The organism is Streptomyces changchenzhani (assembly GCF_039766235.1).
GTDB lineage: Bacteria > Actinomycetota > Actinomycetes > Streptomycetales > Streptomycetaceae > Streptomyces.
Genome location: NZ_JBDHNH010000001.1, coordinates 780,060 through 802,202 on the forward strand (window position 1 = coordinate 780,060; position 22,143 = coordinate 802,202).

Annotated in this window: 9 protein-coding genes; 5 read left to right on the forward strand and 4 right to left on the reverse strand. The window is 70.8% G+C overall.

The window, feature by feature from the left end; translation table 11 throughout:
• Positions 1-113: 113 nt before the first annotated feature.
• Positions 114-5,447, reverse strand: a complete 5,334-nt coding sequence (locus ABCR94_RS03760; RefSeq protein WP_347117520.1) for a non-ribosomal peptide synthetase — start codon at positions 5,445-5,447, stop codon at positions 114-116.
• Positions 5,448-5,486: 39 nt separating this feature from the next.
• Positions 5,487-12,686: a non-ribosomal peptide synthetase gene (locus ABCR94_RS03765; protein WP_347117521.1), complete on the reverse strand. Its 7,200-nt coding sequence runs from the start codon at positions 12,684-12,686 to the stop codon at positions 5,487-5,489.
• Positions 12,687-12,824: 138 nt separating this feature from the next.
• On the opposite strand from ABCR94_RS03765, the gene ABCR94_RS03770 reads away from it, so the two are divergent.
• Positions 12,825-15,128 carry a M20/M25/M40 family metallo-hydrolase gene (locus ABCR94_RS03770; RefSeq protein WP_347117522.1) on the forward strand — a complete coding sequence of 768 codons (2,304 nt, stop codon included), beginning with the start codon at positions 12,825-12,827 and terminating at the stop codon, positions 15,126-15,128.
• Between the two features lie 9 nt (positions 15,129-15,137).
• A complete protein-coding gene (locus tag ABCR94_RS03775; protein WP_347117523.1) occupies positions 15,138-15,869 on the forward strand; it encodes a sulfotransferase-like domain-containing protein in 732 nt (243 codons plus the stop codon).
• Between the two features lie 21 nt (positions 15,870-15,890).
• On the opposite strand, the gene ABCR94_RS03780 is transcribed toward ABCR94_RS03775, so the two are convergent.
• Entirely contained in the window at positions 15,891-17,462 is a 1,572-nt protein-coding gene (locus tag ABCR94_RS03780) for a non-ribosomal peptide synthetase (protein WP_347117524.1), read from the reverse strand.
• A gap of 172 nt (positions 17,463-17,634) precedes the next feature.
• Between ABCR94_RS03780 and gntD the strand changes: the two genes are divergently transcribed.
• From gntD to ABCR94_RS03795, 3 genes are read left to right on the forward strand one after another with little or no spacing between them, the layout of a single operon-like run.
• Positions 17,635-18,726 carry a guanitoxin biosynthesis L-enduracididine beta-hydroxylase GntD gene (gene gntD, locus ABCR94_RS03785; RefSeq protein ID WP_347117525.1) on the forward strand — a complete coding sequence of 364 codons (1,092 nt, stop codon included), beginning with the start codon at positions 17,635-17,637 and terminating at the stop codon, positions 18,724-18,726.
• Between the two features lie 29 nt (positions 18,727-18,755).
• On the forward strand, positions 18,756-19,208 hold the full coding sequence (locus ABCR94_RS03790) for a VOC family protein (RefSeq protein WP_347117526.1): 453 nt from the start codon (positions 18,756-18,758) through the stop codon (positions 19,206-19,208).
• The gene (locus ABCR94_RS03795; RefSeq protein ID WP_347117527.1) at positions 19,205-20,455 is read left to right on the forward strand and encodes an MFS transporter; all 1,251 of its coding nucleotides are present in this window, start codon (positions 19,205-19,207) and stop codon (positions 20,453-20,455) included. The genes ABCR94_RS03790 and ABCR94_RS03795 overlap by 4 nt, the downstream gene beginning before the upstream one ends.
• A gap of 51 nt (positions 20,456-20,506) precedes the next feature.
• On the opposite strand, the gene ABCR94_RS03800 is transcribed toward ABCR94_RS03795, so the two are convergent.
• Positions 20,507-22,126, reverse strand: a complete 1,620-nt coding sequence (locus ABCR94_RS03800) for a condensation domain-containing protein (protein WP_347117528.1) — start codon at positions 22,124-22,126, stop codon at positions 20,507-20,509.
• Positions 22,127-22,143 lie beyond the last annotated feature (17 nt).

Sequence of the window (22,143 nt, forward strand, 5' to 3'; positions counted from 1 at the left end):
GCTCCCATGAAGATGCTTTTTGGGCACGAACCGAACTTGCTCATTCATCCAAGCACAGCGGAACATGGGAATCAATCGGTTCTCGAATAGAAAGAGACCGTCGATTCGATTGCTTATTTTGGTTCCGGACTACGCACACGCCGGCCCGCAATCGGGGTTCTGGATATCTTCGAGATCGGGGTCACCGCATGTACGCGCGGCTTCGCGTGGCGTACTGCTGCCACAAACTCATTGAGGGTCGGATTCGCGAAAAGAGCTTCCACGTCCAGCTCGACGTGCAATTTCTGGCCGACCCTGTCGATCATTCTCAGCGCCAGGAGCGAATGACCGCCGAGCAGGAAGAAATTGTCCTGCCACGCCGGCCCCTCGTGTTCGAGGAGCTCGCCCCAGATCGATCTGACCGCGACGACCACCGGATCCCCCAGGAGCTCGGCGCTCATCTCGTGAGAGGACTCCACGGGCCGATGGTCGAGAGCCGCGTAGTTGATCTTGCCGTTGCTGAGCCGCGGCAGATCCGCGACCCGGACGAAGACCGTCGGGATCATATGCCTGGGCAGCCGGTCGGTGAGCGCCAGCCGGATGTGTTCGTACTCGCCCGTCACGAGCTGGCCCGGTTCGCCCTGCTTCTCCAGCACCAGATAGGCCACCAAGGAGGTGCCCTGCCGGGTCCTGTGCACCTTGGCCACCGCGTCGCTCACGTCTGTGACCTGGCGCAACACGGCTTCCACCTCGCCCGGTTCGATGCGCAGACCGCGCATCTTGATCTGCCGGTCGACCCGCCCCATGTATTCGAGGTCGCCCTCGGCGGTGAAGCGCGCGAGATCCCCGGTGCGATACAGCCGCGCCCCCGGTGCGCCGAACGGATCGGGGATGAAGGCCTCGGCCGTACGCCCGGGGTTTCCGAGGTAGCCCCGCCCGACACCCATGCCGCCGACCCAAAGCGAACCGACCATGCCCCTGGGCACGAGTTGCAGCTCTTCGTCGAGGACGTAAACGGTCATGTTGGCCAGCGGCTTGCCGATCGACACCGGCCGGGAGCGGTCCGAGTCACGGGTCACCCGGTAAATGCTCACGTCGTCGGCGCACTCGGTCGGGCCGTAGGCATTGTAGAGCTCGACATCAGGGCATTCGGTGAGCCACTGTTCCGCGGTTTCCCAGCTCAATGCCTCGCCACCGGAAATCATGGCGCGAAGCGCGTGCGGCTCATTCCCGATACCTGCCTCCAGCAGCGCCTCAACCACTACCGGCACCACCTCCATGAGGCTCATTCGGCTTTCCACCACGGAATGCTTGAGCTTCGCCGGTGATACGACACGCGCGTCATCCACGATCTTCAGCCGGGCCCCGACCATGAGCGGCGAAAGGAATTGCCACACGGAGATGTCGAAGGTCGCGGGCGCCGTCTGGCCGATGCAGTCGTCCGCTTCGATACGGAAATGCTCGATCATCTGCCAGAGATGGTTCGTCATTCCCCCCATCGTCACGATCGCAGCTTTCGGAACCCCCGTGGAACCCGAGGTGTGAATGATGTACGCGCTGCCGATCATCGGGACGGGGCACGGCACGTTCTCCTCGACATGGCCGTCGCACAGCTCGTCGACGTCGAACACGGCGGGGCGGGCGATGTCGTCGCGTTCGGCGAGCGCCCGGTCCATGAGGTCGAGGCCCTGACGGTCCGCGACGACTCCCCGGGCGCCGAGCGTGGCCATCATGTCGGCGACGCGCCGGGGCGCCTCCGTCGGATTGACCGGCACATAGCAGGCGCCGGCCTTGTGGATACCGAGCAGCGCCGCCAGGAAGCCCGCCGTGCGGTTGGCGCACACCACGACGTTCGTCTCGGAACCGATGCCGGCCTCGCGCAGGCGCTCCGCGACGTGATTCGCCCGCCCGTTCAGCTCGGCGTAGGTCAGCCGCTCGGTGCCGTCATCGACGGCGGGCGCGTCCGGGGTGCGCGCGGCCTGCCTCTCGAAGGTCACCAGGTAGTGCTCTTCGCGGGTCACCCGCGGCCCGGTACCGAGCTCGATCAGGTCCTTCAGGCCGGCCGCGTCCACCAGGGAAAGCTTGCTGACCTCGGTGGACGGGTCCGTCGCCACGGCGTTCAGCAGCGCCTCGTAGGCCACCATGAACTGCTGTGCCTGCGCGCCCGGCACCAGGGCGGTGTCGTACTGCAGGCCGAAGTGCAGGGAGTCGTGGAACTCCGCCACGTTCAGGGCGATGTCGGACTGCGTGGTGGGGTCCGCGACGGCGTAGCCGCGCAGGGTGACACCGTCCAGGTCCAGCGCCGCGGACGGATCGCCGAGTACCGCTCCGGCCACCGACCGGCCGCCGGGCAGCACGCTGGAGTAGTGGCTGAACATGGCCTGGAAGATCGGCGGCGCCCCGGCGGTCCGGTCGGGGTTGATCCGCTGCGTCATGAGGGGGAACGGGAGTTCCTGGTGGTCCAGGGCGTCCAGCATCCGCCGGTGCGCGGTGGACGCGAACTCGCCGAAGCCGACACCGGAACCGAACGCCGAGCGAATCGGCAGCACATTGACCAGGTACCCCACGTGGGAGGCGAGTTCCTGCCGCGTACGGCCCGCCACCGGGACACCGACCACCAGGTCGGACTGCCCGCTCACCCGGTGCAGCAGCACCTGGAAGGCGGCCAGCAGCACATTGTGCAGGGTCAGCCCCCGCCCCCGGGCGAACTCGGTGAGCGCGGACAGCAGTTCCTCGGAACCCTCGAAGGTGACGGTGGCGCCCTCGTGACCCCTGCGCCTGGTGCTCGACGGCAGCGCCAGGACGGGAAGTTCACCCGCGAGCTGCTCCTTCCAGAAGGCGGTCAGCTCCTCACCCCGGTCTGCGAGGACCGCGCGCTCCAGGTCGGCCGGCGAGGGACCGCTCTCCGCGCGCTCCTGCGGGTCCTGGCCCGGCTCGTACGCCGCCTTGAGCTGCGCGAGTACGAGGGCCAGCGAGATCAGGTCGCACACGATGTGGTGCAGGGACAGGACGAGGACGTGGCAGTCCCCCCGGCGGACGACCGCCGCGCGGACCAGCCTGTCCTCGTCGAGGACGAAGGGCCGGGTGGCCAGGTCCGCGATCCAGTCCTGCACCTGGCCGTCCGTCCACGACCGGGCGTCGACGCTCTGTGGCCGCAGCTCCCAGTCCGGTTCGGTGTACGCCTCGGGCAGGCCGTCGACGGTCCGCAGGGCGAGCCGCAGGTTCGGGTGGCGGGCGACGACCGTGTTGAGCGCGGCGGTCAGCCGGTCCACGTCGACGTCACCGGTGAGGCTGAAGGCGCGGGTGACGTTGTAGGCGTAGCTCTCGGGCGAAGTGCGCTGGAGGAACCACAGCGCGCGCTGCGTATGGGTCAGCCCGTTGCCCGCCACGCCGGGGTCGAGCAGCGGGCCGGCCGGACGCCCGGTCTGCTCCAGCGCCGCATCGGCCAGCTCCGCGATCGATCCGGCCCGCAGGACCAGACTCTGCCTGAGCCGCACGCCCAGGAGGTTCTCGACCTCGTGCTGGAGCTGCACGGCCATGAGCGAGTCCACACCCAGCGACGTCGGCGCGGCGGCGGCGTCCAGCGGTGCGTCGCTGCCGAGCAGCCGCTGGAGGTACGCGCCGATCCCCCGGGCGAGGAGCTCGCCGCGGCTCGCGGCGTCCGCCTCGTCGAAGGTGCGCAAGCTCATCACGTCGGCCAGCCGCACGGCCGTGTCCTGCCCGCTGTCCGAGGCCCCGGAGGTCTCGGACCACAGCACGGGCAGCGTGCCCGCCCGGAACCTCGTCCTGGCCGTGAAGCGCTGGACCTTGCCGCTCGACGTCTTGGCGATCGCGCCCGGCGGCAGCAGGGCGATTGTCCGGGCGGCGACTCCGTACTGGCGGGACAGCACCTCCCTGATCCCCCGGACCAGCTCCGGGTACCGCTCCTGCGGGGTGTCCTGGCGTACCTCCTGACAGACGACCATCGCCTCCTGGTCGCCGTCGTCCACGCTGAAGATCGCCCCGCAGCCGGGCCTGAGCGAAGCGTTGCTCGCGGCCACGTCGGCCTCCAGGTCCTCCGGGTGGAGGTTCCGGCCGCGGTGGATGACCAGGTCCTTCATCCGCCCGGTGACATGCAGGCGGCCCCGGTGGACGAACCCGAGGTCCCCGGTCCGTACGTATCCGCCCGGCTGCTCTTCGGTCGGCTCCTCACCGGCCACCGTCGCGCCGAACGCGGAGCGGCTGTCGGCCGGGTCGCCCCAGTAGCCCGATCCGTTGCTGGCGCTGTCCACCCAGATCTCGCCGATGTGCCCGTCCGGGACGAGCCGCAGGTCCGCGGGGTCGACCACACGGACGGAGGCGTGGTCGAGCAGCTCGTAGGAGACCAGCTCACGGCCCTCCTCCGGGGTGTCGGTCGCGACGGCCCTGCCCTGCTCCAGCGATTCGACGGAGAACGTGCGGCTCTCGCAGTCCTCGGCCGCCTCCGCGCTCGCCACCAGCAGCGTGACCTCGGCCAGGCCGTAGCAGGGCGTGTGGGTCGACGAGCGGAATCCCACGGCGCCGAACGTCGCGGTGAACGAGCGCAGGCTGCGCGGCGCGACGGGGGCCGCGCCGTTGAAGGCCAGCCGCCATGAACTCAGGTCGAGCCCCGCCTTCTCCTCCTCGGTCACCTTTCGCACGCACAGGTCGTAGGCGAAGTTCGGCCCGCCGCTGATGTCGGCCTTCTCCTCGGAGATCGCCTCCAGCCACGACGCGGGCCGCCGCATGAACGACAACGGGTCGAGGATGACCGCGCGCGAGCCCGTGTACAGCGGCTGCAGGAGGCCTCCGATCAGGCCCATGTCGTGGTGCAGGGGCAGCCAGCTGACACTGGTCGACCCCGGGGCGACGCCGAAGCACTTCTGGATGGCGGCTTCGTTGTGCATGAGGCTGCCGTGGGACACGATCACGCCGCGCGGGGCCTTCGTGGAACCCGACGTGTACTGGAGGAAGGCCACGTCCTCGGGCGCCACACTGTGCGGCGACCACCCCGAGGCCTCCGCGTCGTCGACGAGATCCACGTCGATCCAGGGGAGCGAGGGCATCGACTCGTCGAGCTGACGCATGAACGGGGTGTCCTGGAGAAACTGACGGACCACGGACATCGACAGGACGGCGGCGGCCCCGCAGTCCTTGGCCACGTTCAACACCCGCTGCACGGACGACTCGTCGACCGGCACGGGCAGCGGCACCGCGATGACCCCCGCGGCGAGGCAGCCCAGGAAGGCCGACGCGAACTCGGGCGCGGTCGGAGTGACGATCAGCACCCGGTCGCCGGCCCGCAACCGCTGCCGGAGCACGCTCGCGACGGCATTCGACCGTGTGTCGACCTGCCCGAACGTCAGGTCGGTCCGCGGTGTCCCCAGCGTGGTGGCGGCGAAGGTGAGCGCCTGCTCCGAGCCCCGTCGCGCGGCGTGCCCGCGCACTACCGAAGGAAGATCAATGAACACGTGCAGCCCCGCTCCGTCTATGGGTGAAGATGGTGATCGTCATGGCTTCAGCCGCTCGGCCAGCACCGGGCCGATCTCCGCCATCGCGGCCGGCCGGGTCAGCGCCCCATGGGTCTCGGCGATCTCGTGGGTCTCGACGCGTCCGGTGACGAACGGCTGCCACGCCGTGGCCTCCGGCGCTCCGGGGAACCGCCCGCCCGTGGCCGCGAAGAACAGCACATCGCCGTCGAACACGCCGGGTGCGAAGCCGCGTTGAAGGTTCACGTTGTCGGCGAAGACCTTCGTCACGGCCCGGACGCCTTCGTCGCCGAAGTCCGCGAGCAGGCCGTCGGGCGACTCGTCCCCGAGCTCGTATCCGAGGGAAATCGCCACCGCCGCCGGCAGCTCCGGATCGTCGTACTCCAGCGGCCCGTCCTCGCCGGTGAAGGGATAGCTGTCGAGCATGGTCAGGGTGGCGACCTTGTGCCCGTCCGCCTGGAGCAGGGTCGCCATGGTGTGCGCGACGACCCCGCCGAACGACCAGCCGAGAAGGTGGTACGGGCCCTCCGGCTGCACCTTGCGGATCTCCTCGACGTACTCGGCCGCCGTGGCCGCCACGCTCGTCGGCGTACGGTCGTGCTCGGAGAGGCCCCTGGACTGGAGTCCGTAGACGGCGCGGTCCGGGTCCAGGTGACGCAGCAGGCCCACGTATCCCCAGCTGATGCCGGCCGCCGGGTGCACACAGAAGAGCGGTGTTCCGCCGCCGCCCGCCCGCAGCCGGAGCAGGACGGGGAACTCCGCAGGCCGGTCGCCGTCGCGCGCACGGTCCGTCAGACCGGCGACCGTCGGCGCCTCGAACAGGGCGCGCATCGTGAGGTCCACGCCAAGCTCGCGGCGTGCCCGGCCGGCGAGCCGCGCCGCCAGCAGGGAGTGACCGCCCAGGGCGAAGAAGTCGTCGTCGATCCCCACCTCGGCGAGCCCGAGCACCTCGGCGAACAGCACGCACAGGGCCCGTTCCGCGGCGGTGCGCGGCGCGCGGCCGACCGAGGTGAACTCCGGTGCGGGCAGCGCCTTGCGGTCGAGTTTGCGGTTGGGCGTCAGGGGAAGCTCCGGCAGGACGACGAGACCCGAAGGAACCATGTAGTCCGGCAGCGCCAGATGTGCGTGGGCACGCAGCCGGTCCACGTCGACCTCGGCGCCGGGCGCGGCGACCACGTACCCCACCAGCCGTTCGTCTCCCGGCCGGTCCTCCCGGAGGACCACCACGGCCTCGGCCACCGCCGCGTGCCGCGTCAACACCGCCTCGATCTCGCCGGGTTCGATACGGAAGCCACGGAGTTTCACCTGCTGATCGGCGCGGCCGAGGAAGTGAAGCTCTCCCTCCGCGGTCCACCGGGCCCGGTCGCCCGTGTCGTACATCCGCGCGCCGGCGGGACCGAACGGGTCCGCGACGAAACGCTCGGCGGTGAGAGCCGGCTGGTGCAGATACCCGCGGGCCACACCGTCACCGGCGATGTGGAGCCGGCCGGGGACCCCGACCGGCACTGGTCGCAGCGCGTCGTCGAGGACGTACACCCGGGTGTTGGCGAGCGGGGTGCCGATCGACGGCGTCCCCGCGTCGCCGGTCAGGGTCTTGAGCGACGACCACACCGTCGTCTCGGTCGGGCCGTAGCAGTTGACCACCCGCGTGGCCAGATCCGTGAGGCGGTGGGCGAGATCCGCCGGCAGCGCCTCCCCGCCGACCAGCAGCGACAGGTCCCGCAGCGCTCCGGGGTCCGCCGACACGACGGCCCGGTAGAGCGACGGCGTGGCCTGCATGACCGTGGCGCCGCTGTCGGCGAGGAGCTTCGGCAGCTCCGCGGGATCCCGCGCGACCTCACGGTCGGCGATGACGATGCTTCCGCCGACGAGCAGCGGCAGGTACATCTCCACGGCGGCGATGTCGAACGCGATGGTCGTCACCGCCACCAGGACGTCCGAAGGACCGATCCCGGTGGCGTCCCGCATGGCGAGCAGCAGGTTGAGCAGGGCGCCGTGGGAGATCACGACCCCCTTGGGGCGGCCCGTCGACCCGGATGTGTAGATGACGTAGGCGGCCCGGTCCGGACTCCGGCCGACGGGCACTCCACCGTCCGTAGGGTCGCCGCCCGGCCCGTCGATGTCGTCCGCCGCGTCGAGACGCAGGGCCGGGGTGCCCTGCGGCAGGAGATCCGCGTACGCGGTCGTGGTGAGGACCAGCGCCGGGGCGGCGTCGGCCAGCATGTACTCGATACGGTCCTGGGGATATCCGGCGTCGAGCGGAATGTAGGCGGCCCCCGATTTCAGCACCGCCAGCAGGCCGACCAGCAGGTCGACGCCGCGCGGCAGGAGCAGGGCGACCATCGGCTCCGGGCCCAGGTCCGACGCCGAGAGCCGCCGGGCGAGCCGGTCGGCCCTGGTGTTCAGCTCGGCGTACGTCAGGGTGGTCGCGCCGGACGTCACCGCTGTCGCATGCGGTGTACGCGCCGCCTGCTCCTCGAACAGGTCGGTCAGCCAGCGGTCCTGCGGGACCGGTGCCTCCGTGGCATTCCAGGCGACCAGTTGAGTACGGCGCTCCTCGGTGTCGAGCAGCTCGACCGAGCCGATCGGCAGACCGGGGTCGGTGGCCACCGCGTCCAGGAACCTGATCAGCCGGCCGGCCATCGCTTCGACGGTCTCCCGGTCGAACAGCTCGGTCGCGTAGTCCAGTACACCGCTGATGCCGCCGGGCCTGCCCGAGGCGTCCCGGTCCTCCGACACCGACAGGGTCAGATCGAACTTGGTCGTGCGCGCGGCGACCGGTTCGGGGTCGACCCGCAGCCCCGGCAGCTCGAACCGGGCCTCCTCGTTGTTGTGCAGCATCAGGCTGACCTGGAACAGCGGGTGACGGGCCAGTGAGCGCGCCGGCTTGAGGCGGTCGACGAGCTGCTCGAACGGCACGTCCTGGTGGGCGTACGCCGCGAGGTCCGTCTCCCGCACCCGGGCCAGCAGATCGCCGAACGCCGGGTTGCCCGACGTGTCGGTCCGCAGCACCAGGGTGTTGAGGAAGAAGCCGACCAGGTCGTCCAGCGTCTCGTCGGTCCGGCCCGCGACCGGTGTGCCGATGGGGATGTCGTCGCCCGCGCCGAGCCGGCTCAATACCGCGGCCAACGCGGCCTGCAGCACCATGAAGAGGGTCGCGTCGTGAGAGCGGGCCAGCTCCAGGAGCCTGGCGTGCAGGCCGGCGTCGATCCGCAGATCGGCCAGCTCCCCCTCGTAGCCCGCGGCGGCCGGCCGGGGGCGGTCGGTGGGAAGGTTCAGTTCCGCCGGCAGCCCGGCGAGCGTCCGGGACCAGTGGTCGAGCTGCTCGGAGGCCACACTGTCCGGGTCGGCCTCGGCGCCGACGAGTTCACGCTGCCACAGCGCGTAGTCCGCGTACTGAACACCCAACGGCGCCCAGTCCGGAGCCCTGCCGTCGCTCCGCGCCACATAGGCCGCGGAGATGTCCCGCGCCAGCGGCACGGCCGACCAGGCGTCGCCCGCGATGTGATGGATCACCAGGACCAGGACGTGCTCGTCCGCCCCGAGCCGGTAGAGGTACGGCCGCAGCGGCAGGTCCACTGTCAGGTCGAATCCCTGCCCGGCCACCTCGGCGAGCAGCGCGGGGAGTTCGGCCTCGTCCACCGCCCGGGTCGACAGGACCGGCGTGGCCGCGGGCAGGTCCAGGATCCGCTGGTACGGGTCGCCGTCGGCCTCGGGGAGTACGGTGCGCAGCGCCTCGTGCCTGGTGACGACGTCCGCCAGGGCCGCTTGCAGCGCGGCGCGGTCCAGGTCTCCGGACAGCCGCAGCGCCATCGGCATGTTGTACGCCGCCCCGGCCGGGTCGAGCTGATTGAGCACCCAGAGCCGGCGCTGCCCGTAGGAGAGCGGGATCCGGTCGGGGCGCAGCATCGGCCGCACGGACGCCCTGGCGCCGGACGCGCCGTCGATCCGCGCGAGCAGGGTGGCCACCGTCGGCGCCTCGAACAGGCTGCGCACGGGCAGCTCCACGCCGAATACCGAACGGACCTTGCTGATCAGCCGGGTGGCCAGCAGGGAGTGTCCGCCGCGGTGGAAGAAGTTGTCGTCCAGGCCGACCTCGTCCAGCCCGAGAAGGTCCGCGAACAGCTCGCCGAGCATGCGCTCCCGCTCGTTGCGGGGGCGCCGGGAGCCGGCGACACGGGCGAAGTCCGGTGCGGGCAGGGCCTTGTGGTCCAGCTTGTCGTTGACCGTGAGCGGCAGTGCGGGCAGCTCGACGAGCGCCGCCGGCATCATGTGCTCGGGCACCCTGTCGGCCAAGTCGGCGCGCAGAGCGGCCTGTTGCAGGGTGGCGCCCGGCTCCGCGACGACGTAGGCGACCAGGCGTTCGTCCCCGGATCCACTCGCGGTGTACGTCGTCAGGACCGCCTGGGCCACTCCCTCGCACGCGGTCAGGGCGGTCTCGATCTCCCCGAGCTCGATACGGAAACCGCGGATCTTGACCTGGTGGTCCTCGCGGCCGAGGAACTCCAGGTGCCCGTCGGCGTTCCACCGCGCACGGTCGCCGGTGCGGTACATCCGCGCCCCGGGCTCCCCCGCCGGGTCCGGCAGGAAGCGGTCGGCCGTCAGCCCCGGCTGGTTCAGATACCCGCGGGCGACCCCCGCGCCGGCCAGGAACAGCTCACCGGGCACCCCGACGGGCACGGGCCGCAGCCCGGCGTCGAGTACATAGGTCCGTACGTTGTCCACCGGCCCGCCGATGACCGGGTGGCGCGAGTCGGCGAAGTCGGCGGCCGTGGCCAGCACGGTGGCCTCGGTCGGCCCGTAGACATTGAAGGCGCGCAGCCCGGGGGTCGTCCGCAGGCGCTGCCACATCCAGTCGCTGATCTGCTCGCCGCCGAAAGTGAGCACCGAAGGGCGGTGCCGTTCGTCGTCCAGCACCCCGCCGCCTATCAGCTGTTCGGCGAAGGAGGGGGTGCACGTCATCGCGTCCAGCCGGCGCTCGTTCATCAGCCGGGCCGTCGCCGCCGGGTCGCGCCTGGTCTCGTCGTCCACCAGGTACACCGAGTGGCCGGTGAGCAGCCAGAACATGCCGTCCCACGAACCGTCGAAGGACAGCGCGAGCACATGGGCGGTACGCAGCCGCCGCCCGAGCTTCTCCCTCGCCGGGTCGCACACCTCGCGCCGCCGGTCGTCCAGCAGGTTGACCAGGGAACGGTGCTCGACGATCACGCCCTTGGGCCGCCCGCTGGAACCGGACGTGTAGAGGACGTACGCGGGATGGGCCGGATCCAGAGCGGTGATCCGGTCGGCGTCGGTGGGATCGGACGTCGGACGGCTCCGCAGATCGGCCGTCGTCTCCGGCGAGTCGAGCACGATCAGCCCGCCGCGGCCCGCGTCCGGAATGCGCGGCTCGTCGGCGGCCGTGGTGATCAGCAGCACCGGGTCCGTGTCGCCGAGCATGTACGCGATGCGCTCGGCCGGGTAGTCCAGATCCACCGGCATGTACGCGGCGCCCGATTTGAGCACCGCCAGGATGCTCACCACCAGGTGGTCGGTGCGCCCGAGGGCGAGCGCCACCCGGCGCTCGGGCCCGGCGCCACGGGAGATCAGCAGGTGGGCCAGGCGGTTCACCCGGGCGTTGAGTTCCCTGAAGGACAGTTCGAGGTCGCCGAACCCGAGCGCGGGCGCGTCACCCGCCTCGGCGACGGTCTCCTGGAAGGCGTCGCAGACGGTACGCGCCGGGTGCTCCCGCGCGGTGTCGTTCCATCCCAGCATCACCTGCTCCCGCTCCGCGGGCGCCATGACATCGAGGGTGCTGAGCGGGCTGTCCGGGCGGGCCACCGCCGAGGTGAGGACCCGCTCGTAGTGGTCAAGCAGCCGGGCCATCCGAGGCCGGTCGAACAGCTCGCTGGAGAACTCCATGTTCAGGTGGAGTCCGCCGGTGGGCAGCTCCGAGAAGCCCAGCCCCACGTCGAAGCGGGACGCCCCCAGATCGACAGGGAGTTCGTCGACCCGTACGTCACCGAGCGACGATCCGCTGCGGTCCGCGTCGGCCTGGTACAGGGCGAACTGGAACAGCGGGTTGCTGGCCGGGTCCCGCTCGATGTCGAGGTTCTCGACGAGCTGGTCGAAGGGAAGGTCCTGGTGGGAATGGGCGCCGAGTACCGTCTCGTCGGCCCTGGCGAGCAGTTCGAGGAAGGTCGGGTCGCCGGAGGTATCGGTGCGCAGGACCACCGTGTTGGCGAAGTACCCGATCAACGGCTCGATCTCGGGCCGGCTGCGCCCCGTGAACACCGAGCCCAGCGCGATGTCGTGGCGGCCCGTGTAGCGCGACAGCAACGCGGAGAAGCCCGCCAGCATGACGGGCAGCAGCCGCACCCCCGCGCGGGCGGCCAGCTCGGTGAGACCGCGCTGCAGCTCGGCCGGGTACTCGGCGGTGATGTTCTCGCCGAGCCAGGTGCGGTCCATCGGCCGCGTCCTGTCGGTGGGGAAGTCCAGGACCCTGAGGTCCGCCAGCCGGTCCCGCCAGTAGGCGATGTCGGAGTCCGCCCGGCCCGCGGAGAGCCGCTCACGCTGCCAGATCGCGTAGTCGGCGCACTGCACCGCGAGAGGGGCCGGCGTCGGCGCACGACCGGCCCTGATGGCCAGGTAGTACTCCGAGAGCTCGCTCATCAGCAGCGGAACCGACCACGAGTCGAGCACGATGTGGTGCATCGACAGCACGAACACGTGATCGTCGTCGGTGAACCTGGCCAGCGTCCCGCGCACCAGCGGCCCACGGGCGAGGTCGAACGGCTCGGCTCCCGCCGTGGCGGCCACCTGGAGGGCCCGCGGTCCGCGCTCGGCCTCGTCGCATTCACCGAGGTCCAGGGTCCGGAGGGCCACAGGCCCCGGGGGATCGATCACCTGACACGGGCCGTCCTCGGTCCCCACATACCGGGTGCGCAGCACCTCGTGGCGTGCCGCCACCGTGCTCAGCGCCTCGACGAGGGCCCGGCGGTCGAGCGGGCCGCGCAGGCGCATCGCGAGCGGCGTGTTGTACAGGGGCAGCCCGGGGGCCAGCTGGTCGAGGAACCACATCCGCGCCTGGGCGAACGACAGGGGCAGCGGACGGTCCCGGTCCACCGGGGGGATCACGTCCTCGGCCCGGCGCTTCACCCGCTCCGTGCGCATGTCCCGCAGCAGGCGTTCCCGCTGCTCGGGGGTCAGCCGGGCAAGCCTCTGCCGAAGATCCTGGCGCATACAGCTCCCTCCAGCCATGCAGACAGTCCGCTGCTACAGAGTGCGGACGGCCCGGCAACGCATGGCAGTCGGGCAAATGACCGACAGACCCCAGCCCCCCCGCGCCAACGAGGATGATCGCGACACCTGGGAGGGACTTTGCCGACCAAGCGCATGCCGCACGCCAGGCTCGCCACCGTGTTGCTGATGCTGGCGCTCGTCGTACTCGGGGCGCTGGCTCTGCTGCCGTTGCGCAGCCCCGAGCCGGCCGGCCCCGACGCTCCGGCCGGCCAGTTCTCCGCAGGGCGCGCCGATCCGCACATCGACCGGATCGCCGGGCGCCCGCGCCCGACGGGCTCCAAGGCCAACGCCGAGGTCCGTGCCTACCTGGTCGGGCAACTGCGCGCGCTGGGGCTGCGGCCCACGGTCCAGAACGTGACCGCGGCCGACAGCTACCCGGATCACGCCGCGGTGGCCGGGCCGGTCAGCAACATCCACGCGTCCGTCCCCGGCACCGGTGGCCCGGACCGGGTCCTGATCGTCGCCCACTACGACTCGGTCTTCACCGGGCCCGGCGCGACCGACGACGGGATGGGCGTGGCGACCATCCTGGAGGTCGCCAGGGCGCTCACCTCGGGCCCCGCTCTGCGCAACACCGTGGAACTGCTGATCACCGACGGCGAGGAACCGGGGTCGCTGGGCGCCAAGGGCTTCACCGACTCCGCCCTGGCCGGCGACCCGAAGAACACGGTGATCCTCAATCTGGAGGCCAGGGGCACCAAAGGGCGGCTGGTGATGTTCGAGTCCGGCGCCGCCAACTCGGCCTTCCTGCGCTCGCTGTCCGACCGTGCTCCGTTCGCCACCTCGACCTCCGACGAGATCTACCGGCTCCTGCCGAACGACACCGACTTCACGGTCTTCCGGAAGGCCGGCTTCACCGGCATGAACTTCGCGGTGGTCGGCGGGTCCGCCCGCTACGACATGGAGCTGGACAACCTGGCCAACCAGCGCCTCGACACCCTGCAGGACATGGGCTCCACCGTGCTCGCGGCGACCAGGGACCTGGGCGGCCAGGACATCACCCTGGCGGGAGCGGGCGAAAGCACCTACTTCACGGTGTTCGGCCTGCTGGTGAGCTACCCGCAGTGGCTCGACGCGGTGCTTGCCGTCATCGGCGCCGCGGGTACAGCGGCGCTGCTGTGGTTCGCCCGCAGGCGCGGCCTCGTCCGGCTGCGCGGCGCCGCGCTGGTCGCCGGGACACTCCCGCTGGCGCTGCTCGGTTCCGGCGCGCTGGGGTTCATCGGCTGGCAGGTGCTGGTGCTGCTGCGGCCGCACTACGACGCGTTCCTGTTCGGCGATCCCTACCGGCCCGGCCCGGCGACCGCCGGTCTGGTCGTACTCACCGCTGTGGTGTGCCTGTGCTGGCTGCTGTGGATGCGGCGCGGCCGGGACGCGTTCACCATCGGGGCCGGGGTCCTGTGCTGGTTCACCGCTCTGACCGTGCTGACCGCGTTCCTGCTGCCCGGGGCGTCCTACCTGTTCGCCTGGCCCACTCTCTTCGGCGTGCTGGGGCTGGCCGTCGCCACCCGGCTCACTGCCGATTCGCCTTTTCTGCCGGTGAGCGTCGGCGCCGCCGCGGTCCCGTCCGTCGTACTGCTCCTGCCCCTGACGGCGGTGCTGTTCCCGACGGTCGGTCTCGCGCTCAGCGGTGCGACTCTCGTGTTGGTCGCGCTGCTGCTCCTGCCCGCGCTGCCCGGCCTGCTGCCGCTGCCCCGCCGCCGGCTGGTGCCGGCGTTCCTGGCCGTCGGCGCGCTGCTGGGAGGCGCCCTGCTCGGCGGGGGCGCGGCGACGGACGGCGTCGACGCGAAGCACCCCGCGCACGCGAGCCTGTTCTACGTCCATGACGCGGACACCGGTACCAACACCTGGTATAGCGACGTCGATTCGGGCGAGCGCTGGGTCACGGCCCATGTGCCGCGGGCGCGGGCGGCCGTGGAGAAGCGGGTACCCGCGCTCATCCAGCCCGGTGGCTACCGGCAGGGCCCGGCGCCCGCCGCCGCCGTGCCGACGCCACAGGCGAAGGTGGTGGGGGAACGGCGCTCCGGTGACATCCGCGAGGTGCGGCTGAGGCTGAGCGCCACGACCGCGGCCACCGCGCTGTCGTTCTACGCGGACGACCGACGGACCAAGCTGGTCGACGTCACGGTGGATGGCAAGAAGCTGCCGGGCGGCCACAACAGGCCGACGTCGACACCATGGAAGTGGGGATGCCACCTCGTCGCTCCCGCGGACGGCTTCGAGGTCGTCCTGCGGCTGCGCGGGGACGCCCCCCTGCCCCTGCGCCTGCTGGCCTATACGGCCCAAGTCCCGGCCGCGGCACTGCAGTCGCCACGCCCGGACACGATCGCCTGGGCCGCCTCCGGGTTCGGCCAGGGCATCGGCATTCGAACGGTAAATGTCTAAGGAGCCGCTATGAACGACGATCAGACCAACCCCCGTGTCATCGCGCTGTGGAGCGCGCCCAGGGCCCGGTCGACGGCCTTCTTCCGGTCGATGGTGGAACGCGGCGACCTGACCACGCTCCACGAGCCCTTCGGCAATCTCGCCGACTTCGGTGAGACCACCGTCGATGGCGGGGCCGTGCGCTCCGACCAGGAGCTCATCGAGGCCATGCGTGAACTGTCCGCGCGGCAGCAGGTCTTCTTCAAGGACACCACCGACCACCGCTACCCCTGGGTGCTGGAGGACCGGCGTTTCCTGCGCGAGGCCCGGCACACCTTCCTGATCCGGCGCCCGGACGAGATCGCGGCTTCGTTCTACGCCCTCCAGGAGAACATGACCGCGAAGGACATCGGCCTGGAGCAGCTGCACGAGCTCTACCGGGCGGTGTGCGAGAACGGCGAGCGACCGGTGGTCCTGAACTCGGACGACGTCGTGCGGCGTCCGGCGGAGACACTGGCCGCCTACTGCGCCGAAGTGGGCCTGCCGCCACGGCCGGAGGCGCTGAACTGGCAGCCGGGCAAGCGCACCGAGTGGCAGCGCACCGACCGCTGGCACACCGAGGTGAGCGACAGCTCGGGCTTCACCACGAAGACCACCGAGTACGCCGCCACCGTCCACAACAACACGATGCTGGCCGAGTTCAGCGCCCGGCACGAGCCCTTCTACCAGGCACTGCTGAAGGAGTGCCTGGTCGTGGCCTGAGCAAGGCCGTGGCGCGGACCCTCAGCCTCCGTCGGAGGCCAGGGACCGCAGCCGGGCCCGGTCGACCTTGCCGTTGGGGGTCAGCGGCATGGCGTCCAGCGGGACGATCCGCGCGGGGATCATGTACGACGGCAGCGTTCCGCGCAGATGCGTCCGCACTTCCTGGACCGACGGCGCCTTCGCACTGTCCGTCGGGACCAGGAAGGCGACCAGCGTACGGTCCTCGTCCACGCCGGTCAGGTCGACCAGCGCGGCGCCGATGCCGGGATGCTCGCACAGCGCGGCCTCAACCTCGCCGGGCTCGACGCGGTGGCCGTTGACCTTCAGCTGGGTGTCGATGCGGTCGAGGAACTCAAGGTTGCCGTCCGGGCGCCGGCGGACCAGGTCGCCGGTCCGGTACAGCCGGGCGCCGGGCGGACCGAACGGGTCCGGTACGAACTTCTCCGCGGTGAGCGCCGCGCGACGGTGATAGCCCCGGCCGACCCCGACCCCACCCATCAGCAGTTCGCCCGTGACACCCACGGGCACCGGGTCACCGGCCGGGTCCACGACGTAGGCCCGCAGGTTGCCGATGGGCTTGCCGATCGGCGGCCTGCTGTCGCGCAGACCGGGCGGGCAGCGGTAGTCCGTCGAGGTGACGGTCACCTCGGTCGGCCCGTACGTGTTGTGCACCTGCCGGTGCGGCGCCTGGAAACGGTCGGCGAGCTCACCCGGCAGCGCCTCGCCGCCGATGTTCGCCATCCGCAGGTCCGGCAGATCCGACGGGTCCAGCAGACGCGCCACGGCGGGCGGTATGTCCATCACGGTGACCCGTTCCTCACGGATCAGCCCGGCGAGCGCCCGGGGGTCGAGCAGCGTCAGCCTGGAACCCTGGACCAGGGTGATGCCGTTGCACAGCGCGGCGAAGAAGTCGAAGACGCTCACGTCGAAGCTCGGGTTGGCGAACTGCAGGATCCGGTCCGGCGGTTCGAGCCGGTACGCCTGCCTGCAGTACTCCGCCATGTTGACGACGGAGCCGTGCTGGATCAGGGTGCCCTTGGGCGGCCCGGTGGAACCGGACGTGTACAGCAGATAGGCCAGGTTCTCCGGGGACACCGGATACTCGGGGTTGTCGTCGGGCAGGGCGGCCAGGGCCGCGGCGACGGCGGAGTCGTCCAGGCAGACCGGCAGGACGTCGTCCGGCAGGCCGGCGGCCGACGCACCGGTCGTCACGACCACCTCGCAGCCCGCGTCCCCGGCCAGGTACGCCACCCGGCTCGCCGGGTGCTGGACGTCGAGCGGCAAGTAGGCCGCTCCGGCCTTGAGGATGCCCAGGAGGGCCACCGGAAGGTCCAGACCCCGGTCCAGCAGGACGCCGACCACCGATTCCGGTCCGACGCCGAGCCGGCGCAGATGGCGGGCCAGTTGGTTGGCGCGCCGGTTCAGCTGGGAATAGCTGAGTTCCCCGCCCTCGAAGCGGGCCGCCGCCGGCGACGGCCGCAGGTCCACCCAGCGCTCGAAGCACTGGTGCACGCACAGCCCCGCGACATCCGGATACTCCTCAGCGGTCGCGTTCCACTCCTGCTGGATGCCGGCCTGGATGTCGTCGTCCACTTGGTGGTCTCCCGTGCGATCTAACGGCGCTGGACGCGGTCGATCCTGCCAGGGCGACGCGGCAACAAGCCGTAGGGATTCCTCCTGACTGTGTCCGTCCCGTCGCATCGCACATTCTCTGAACCGACGCATTTTCCCGATAAACAGCATGCTCCGCGGCCAGGAGGAAATCGTGGGCGGGACCCAGACACACAGTTCCGAGGCCGCGTTGATCCGGCACGACGGCATCCCCTATCTGCGGCTCACCGAGCCCGAGAGCGCGGAGATCCGGGCGCTCGCCGAGGTCTTCGTCGCCGAGTACGCAGTGGCACAACCGGCAGAGCTGGAACAGCTGTTGGCCGAGATTTCCGTGTACGCGCACCGCATGCCGGAGCGGGTACGGGTGGTGCTCAACGAGTTCCGCCTGACCGGGCGCCCCCAGGGCGGCCTGGTGCTGTCCGGTCTGCCCGTGGACGAGGACGGCATCGGCACCACGCCGGGCAACTACACGCAGGAGCCCGGCGGCCCGGAGGTGACGACGGCGACCGCGATCCTCCTGCTCGTCGGCTCACTGCTGGGCGACCCGTTCTCGTACCTCTCCCAGCAGCGGGGCAAGCTGGTCCTGGACGTGTTCCCCATCGAGGGGCACGAGGAGGAGCAGCTGGGCTCCAGCTCCACCACGCTGCTGGAATGGCACAACGAGGACGCGTTCCATCCCAACCGGGCCGACTGGATCATGCTGCTCTGTCTGCGCAACCCTGACGCGGTGCCGACCATGTTCGCGCCGGCCGAGGGCCTGGAGATCGACGACGAGCACGAGAAGGTCCTCTTCGAGGAACGGTTCGTCATCCTGCCCGACGAGTCGCACACCGCCCAGTTCAACTCCGAGACCACGGGGATCGACGCGAACAGCAGCCAGGCGGCTGCCTTCCAGCGGATCCGGCGGATGAACCAGGAGCCGGAGCGGATCTCGATCTTCAGTGGCGCCCCGGAGATGCCGTACGTCCGCATCGACCCGGCGTTCATGCTGCGTGAGCTGGACGACGCACCGGCCGAGGAGGCCCTGGACGCGGTCATCAGCGCCTTCGAGACGCGGATGAAGGACGTGGCACTGAGCAGTGGCGAACTTCTGATCATCGACAATAAGCGGGCGGTGCACGGGCGTCGGCCCTTCAAGCCACGCTATGACGGCACCGACCGCTGGCTGCGACGTATCAACGTGACCGCGGATCTGCGCAGTTCCGCGGGCCGCCGATTCGGTGGACACGGCCGCGCGCTGATCTGAACACCGCCCGCTCGACCATGGAGAGCCCTATGAGCGCCCGTATCCGACACATCACCCTCGACTGCGCGGAGCCGCACGAGCCCTACGAGCTGGCCGAGTTCTGGAGCAAGGTGCTCGGACAGCCGGTGGATCCGGAGGACGGGCCGGGTGACGACGAGGTGTGCCTGGTGGCGCCCGATGGGCAGCCGGCCCTGCTCTTCGTGCGGGTACCGGAGAAGAAGTCGCTCAAGAACCGGGTCCATTTCGACCTGGACCCGCAACGCCCCCGGGACGAGGAGGTCGAGCGGCTGCTGGCCGTCGGCGCGACCCTCGTCGACGACCGCCGCAAGCCGAACTTCCGCGGCTGGGCCGTGCTGGCCGACCCGGCGGGCAACGAGTTCTGCGTCGAGGGCAACGCCGAGGAGCAGGCGGAGGCCGAACGCCACTACAACGCGGAGAAGGAAGCCGAGAAGAGAGCGGCCGAGGCAGACGGGCGGTCATGACGACCACCTCGGCCGAGAAGAGCAGCCGCAGCCTGTTCCGGCACCGGGACTTCCGGCTGTTCTGGAGCGGGGATCTCGCCTCCCAGCTGGGCTCGGAGATGACCCTCTTCGCCCTGCCGCTGGTGATGGTCGGCACCCTCCACGCGTCGGGCACCCAGATCGGGCTGTTGGAAGCGCTGTACACCCTGCCGTTCTTCGCGCTGCCGCTGTTCGTCGGGGTCTGGCAGGAACGCCGCCCCCGGCGGCCCGTGATGATCACCACGGACCTCGCCCGGTGCGTGCTGGTGGTCACGGTTCCGCTGGCCGCCGTGCTCGACCGGCTGTCACTCGCCCACGTCTACCTCGTCGCCGTCCTGATCGGGGCGCTGAGCGTGGTGTACGACATCGCGGCCAAGTCGTACCTGCCACGTCTCGTCGCACCCGACCAGCTCGGCTCGGCCAACAGCAAGCTCACCACCGACCAGGCGGTGAGCGCGACGATGGGTCCGGCGGCCGGTGGCTGGCTGGCCGGCGCCTTCGGAGCGGCCAGCGCACTGTTCCTCGACTCGCTGACGTACCTGATCTCCGCCGTGACGCTGATCCGGGTGCGCCATCGCGAGGAGGTCGTGGAACCTCCGACGGTCAAGCGCGACCTGCGCCGTGAGCTGGTCGACGGGCTGCGATCGGTGTTCGGCAATCCGCCGGTCCGGGCGATCGCCCTGCACGCCGCGATCTACAACGCCGGCGGCTCACTGATCAATGTGGCCTTCCTGATCCACTTCATCCGCGACCTCGGCATGGGCACGTTCGCCTTCGGGATCGTGACGGTGATCGGCGGGGTCGGCGCCATCATCGGCGCCGTCGGGGCGCCCGCCCTGTTCAACCGGATCGGGTACGGCCCCAGCCTGCTGATCGCGCTGGCCTTCTCCACCAACGCGTACTTCCTGCTTCCCGTGTTCACCGGTTCGGACACGGCCGTCTTCTGGTCCGCGGCCGCCGGCTTCTTCTTCGGGTTCGGCGGTTCCGCCGCCGGCAGCGTGATCGCCGTGACCGTACGGCAGAAGGTCACACCGCCAGAGTTGCACGCGCGGATGAACGCCACCTACCGGCTGATGAACTTCGGAACGATCCCGATCGGCGCCGTGGTCGCGGGCGTCATGGTCGACGCCCTCGGCGGACGCACCACGCTCTGGATCGCCCCCTTCGTCCTCCTGGCCTCGGTGCTCCCGGTCGCCAACCGGACCATCTGGAATCTGCGCAAGCTCTGACGCCCGCCCCCGCCCCCGCCCCGCCACCCGGGACGGGGCGGACTCGCCACCTCAGACGGAGGTGGCGAGTTCCCGGATGGTGTGCTCCCCGAGCACCCGCTCCACCGGCAGTTCCACGCCGAGTTCCCTGGCCCGCATGACCACCCGCACCGCCCGCAGCGAGTTCCCGCCGGCGGCGTAGAACTCGTCGTCGACGCCGACCGTGTCCAGTTCGAGGACCTCGGACCACAGCCTGCTCAGCATCACCTCGGTCGGCGTGCTCGGCCTGCCGTCCGAGGGCTCCCGGTCCACGACCGGGGCGGCGGCGCCCGCAGGCTCCTCGATGTCCGTCGCGGCCGCGCGCTGGTCGGCCAGTGGGCAGGACAGGGCCGAGACCGGCGCACCTGGGTTCGCGGACGCGGTCCGCAGCACCGAGACGATCGACCTGGCCAGCAGGTCCGCGGTCTCCTGGCCGAAGAGGTCCGACTGCAGGACCACGGACCCGCTCAGCGCGTCGTCCGCTCCGTCCAGGTCCACCGTGACCTCGAAGTGTGCACGCTCCTGGAGCAGCGGCACCGGCTCGATGCGCAGTCCGGCGGCCTCGACGGAGCCCGGCAGCCAGGTGTTGTTGACGGCCAGCATCGTCTGCGCGAGGGGCGTCCGGCCCGCGCGGCGGGCCGGCTTGAGGGTCTCCACCAGCAGTTCGAACGGGACCTCGGCGTGCCCATAGGCGCCCACGCAGCGTCTGCGGACCTGGCTGAGCAGGTCGAGGAACCCGGGGTCACCGGACAGGTCGAGCCGTACCGGCAGGGTGTTGACGAAGAAGCCGATGAGCGGCTCCAGCTCCGCCTGCGAGCGGCCGGCGAAGGGCAGGCCCACCACCACATCCTGCTGGCGTGTCCAGCGGGAGAGGACCGCCGCATACGCGGCGAGTACGACCATGAAGGGCGTGACGTCCCTGTCCGGAGCGACGGCGCGCAGCTGCCGGATCATCGCGGCCGGCAGTTTCAGCGGTGCGTGCACCGTGCCCGTGCCGCTCGCCCCGGCCGGCGTGTGGTCGACGGGGAACCTCAGCGGGACGGCGCCCGCCAGCTCTTCGCGCCAGTGCTCCAGTTGCCCGGCGAGTTCGCCCTCCTCCCAGCGCTGCCTCTGCCAGGCCGCGAAGTCGGCGTACTGCACTTCCAGTTCGGGCAGCACATCCAGCGACTCGCCCCGTACGGCGGCGGAGTAGAGAGCGGTCAGCTCGCGCAGCATGACGCCCAGGGACCAGCCGTCGGCGACCGCGTGGTGCACCACGATGGCGAACAGGTGCTCCTCGGGCGCCACCCGCATCAGCCGGCAGCGGATCAGCGGTCCGCGCCCCAGATCGAACGGGATCCCGGCGAGCGCGCGCGCCTCGGCCATCGCCGCGTCGTGGCCGCCCGCCACGTCGAAGACCGGCAGCTCCGTCGGCCCGGCCGCCCGCACCACCTGTACGACCTCGGCGCCCTCCAGCTCCAGCACCGTGCGCAGCACCTCGTGCCGACTCAGTACCCCGGTCATCGCGGCCGCGAGCGCGGCCGGTTCGAGGGGGCCGTGCAGGCGCAGGCCGACCGCTTCGTTGTACAGCGGGAGGTCGGGCTGGATCTGTTCCAGCAGCCACAGTCGTTGCTGTCCGAACGACGCGGGCAGCACAAAAAGGTCTTCGGTCATCATGGCTCCTGCGTGGT

What these genes read in the sequence shown, in the direction of transcription:
- ABCR94_RS03765 (WP_347117521.1), bottom strand. Translation starts at nt 12,686, where the DNA reads ATGCGCCAGGATCTTCGGCAGAGGCTTGCCCGGCTGACCCCCGAGCAG.
- ABCR94_RS03775 (WP_347117523.1), top strand. Translation starts at nt 15,138, where the DNA reads ATGAACGACGATCAGACCAACCCCCGTGTCATCGCGCTGTGGAGCGCG.
- ABCR94_RS03790 (WP_347117526.1), top strand. Translation starts at nt 18,756, where the DNA reads ATGAGCGCCCGTATCCGACACATCACCCTCGACTGCGCGGAGCCGCAC.
- ABCR94_RS03795 (WP_347117527.1), top strand. Translation starts at nt 19,205, where the DNA reads ATGACGACCACCTCGGCCGAGAAGAGCAGCCGCAGCCTGTTCCGGCAC.
- ABCR94_RS03800 (WP_347117528.1), bottom strand. Translation starts at nt 22,126, where the DNA reads ATGACCGAAGACCTTTTTGTGCTGCCCGCGTCGTTCGGACAGCAACGA.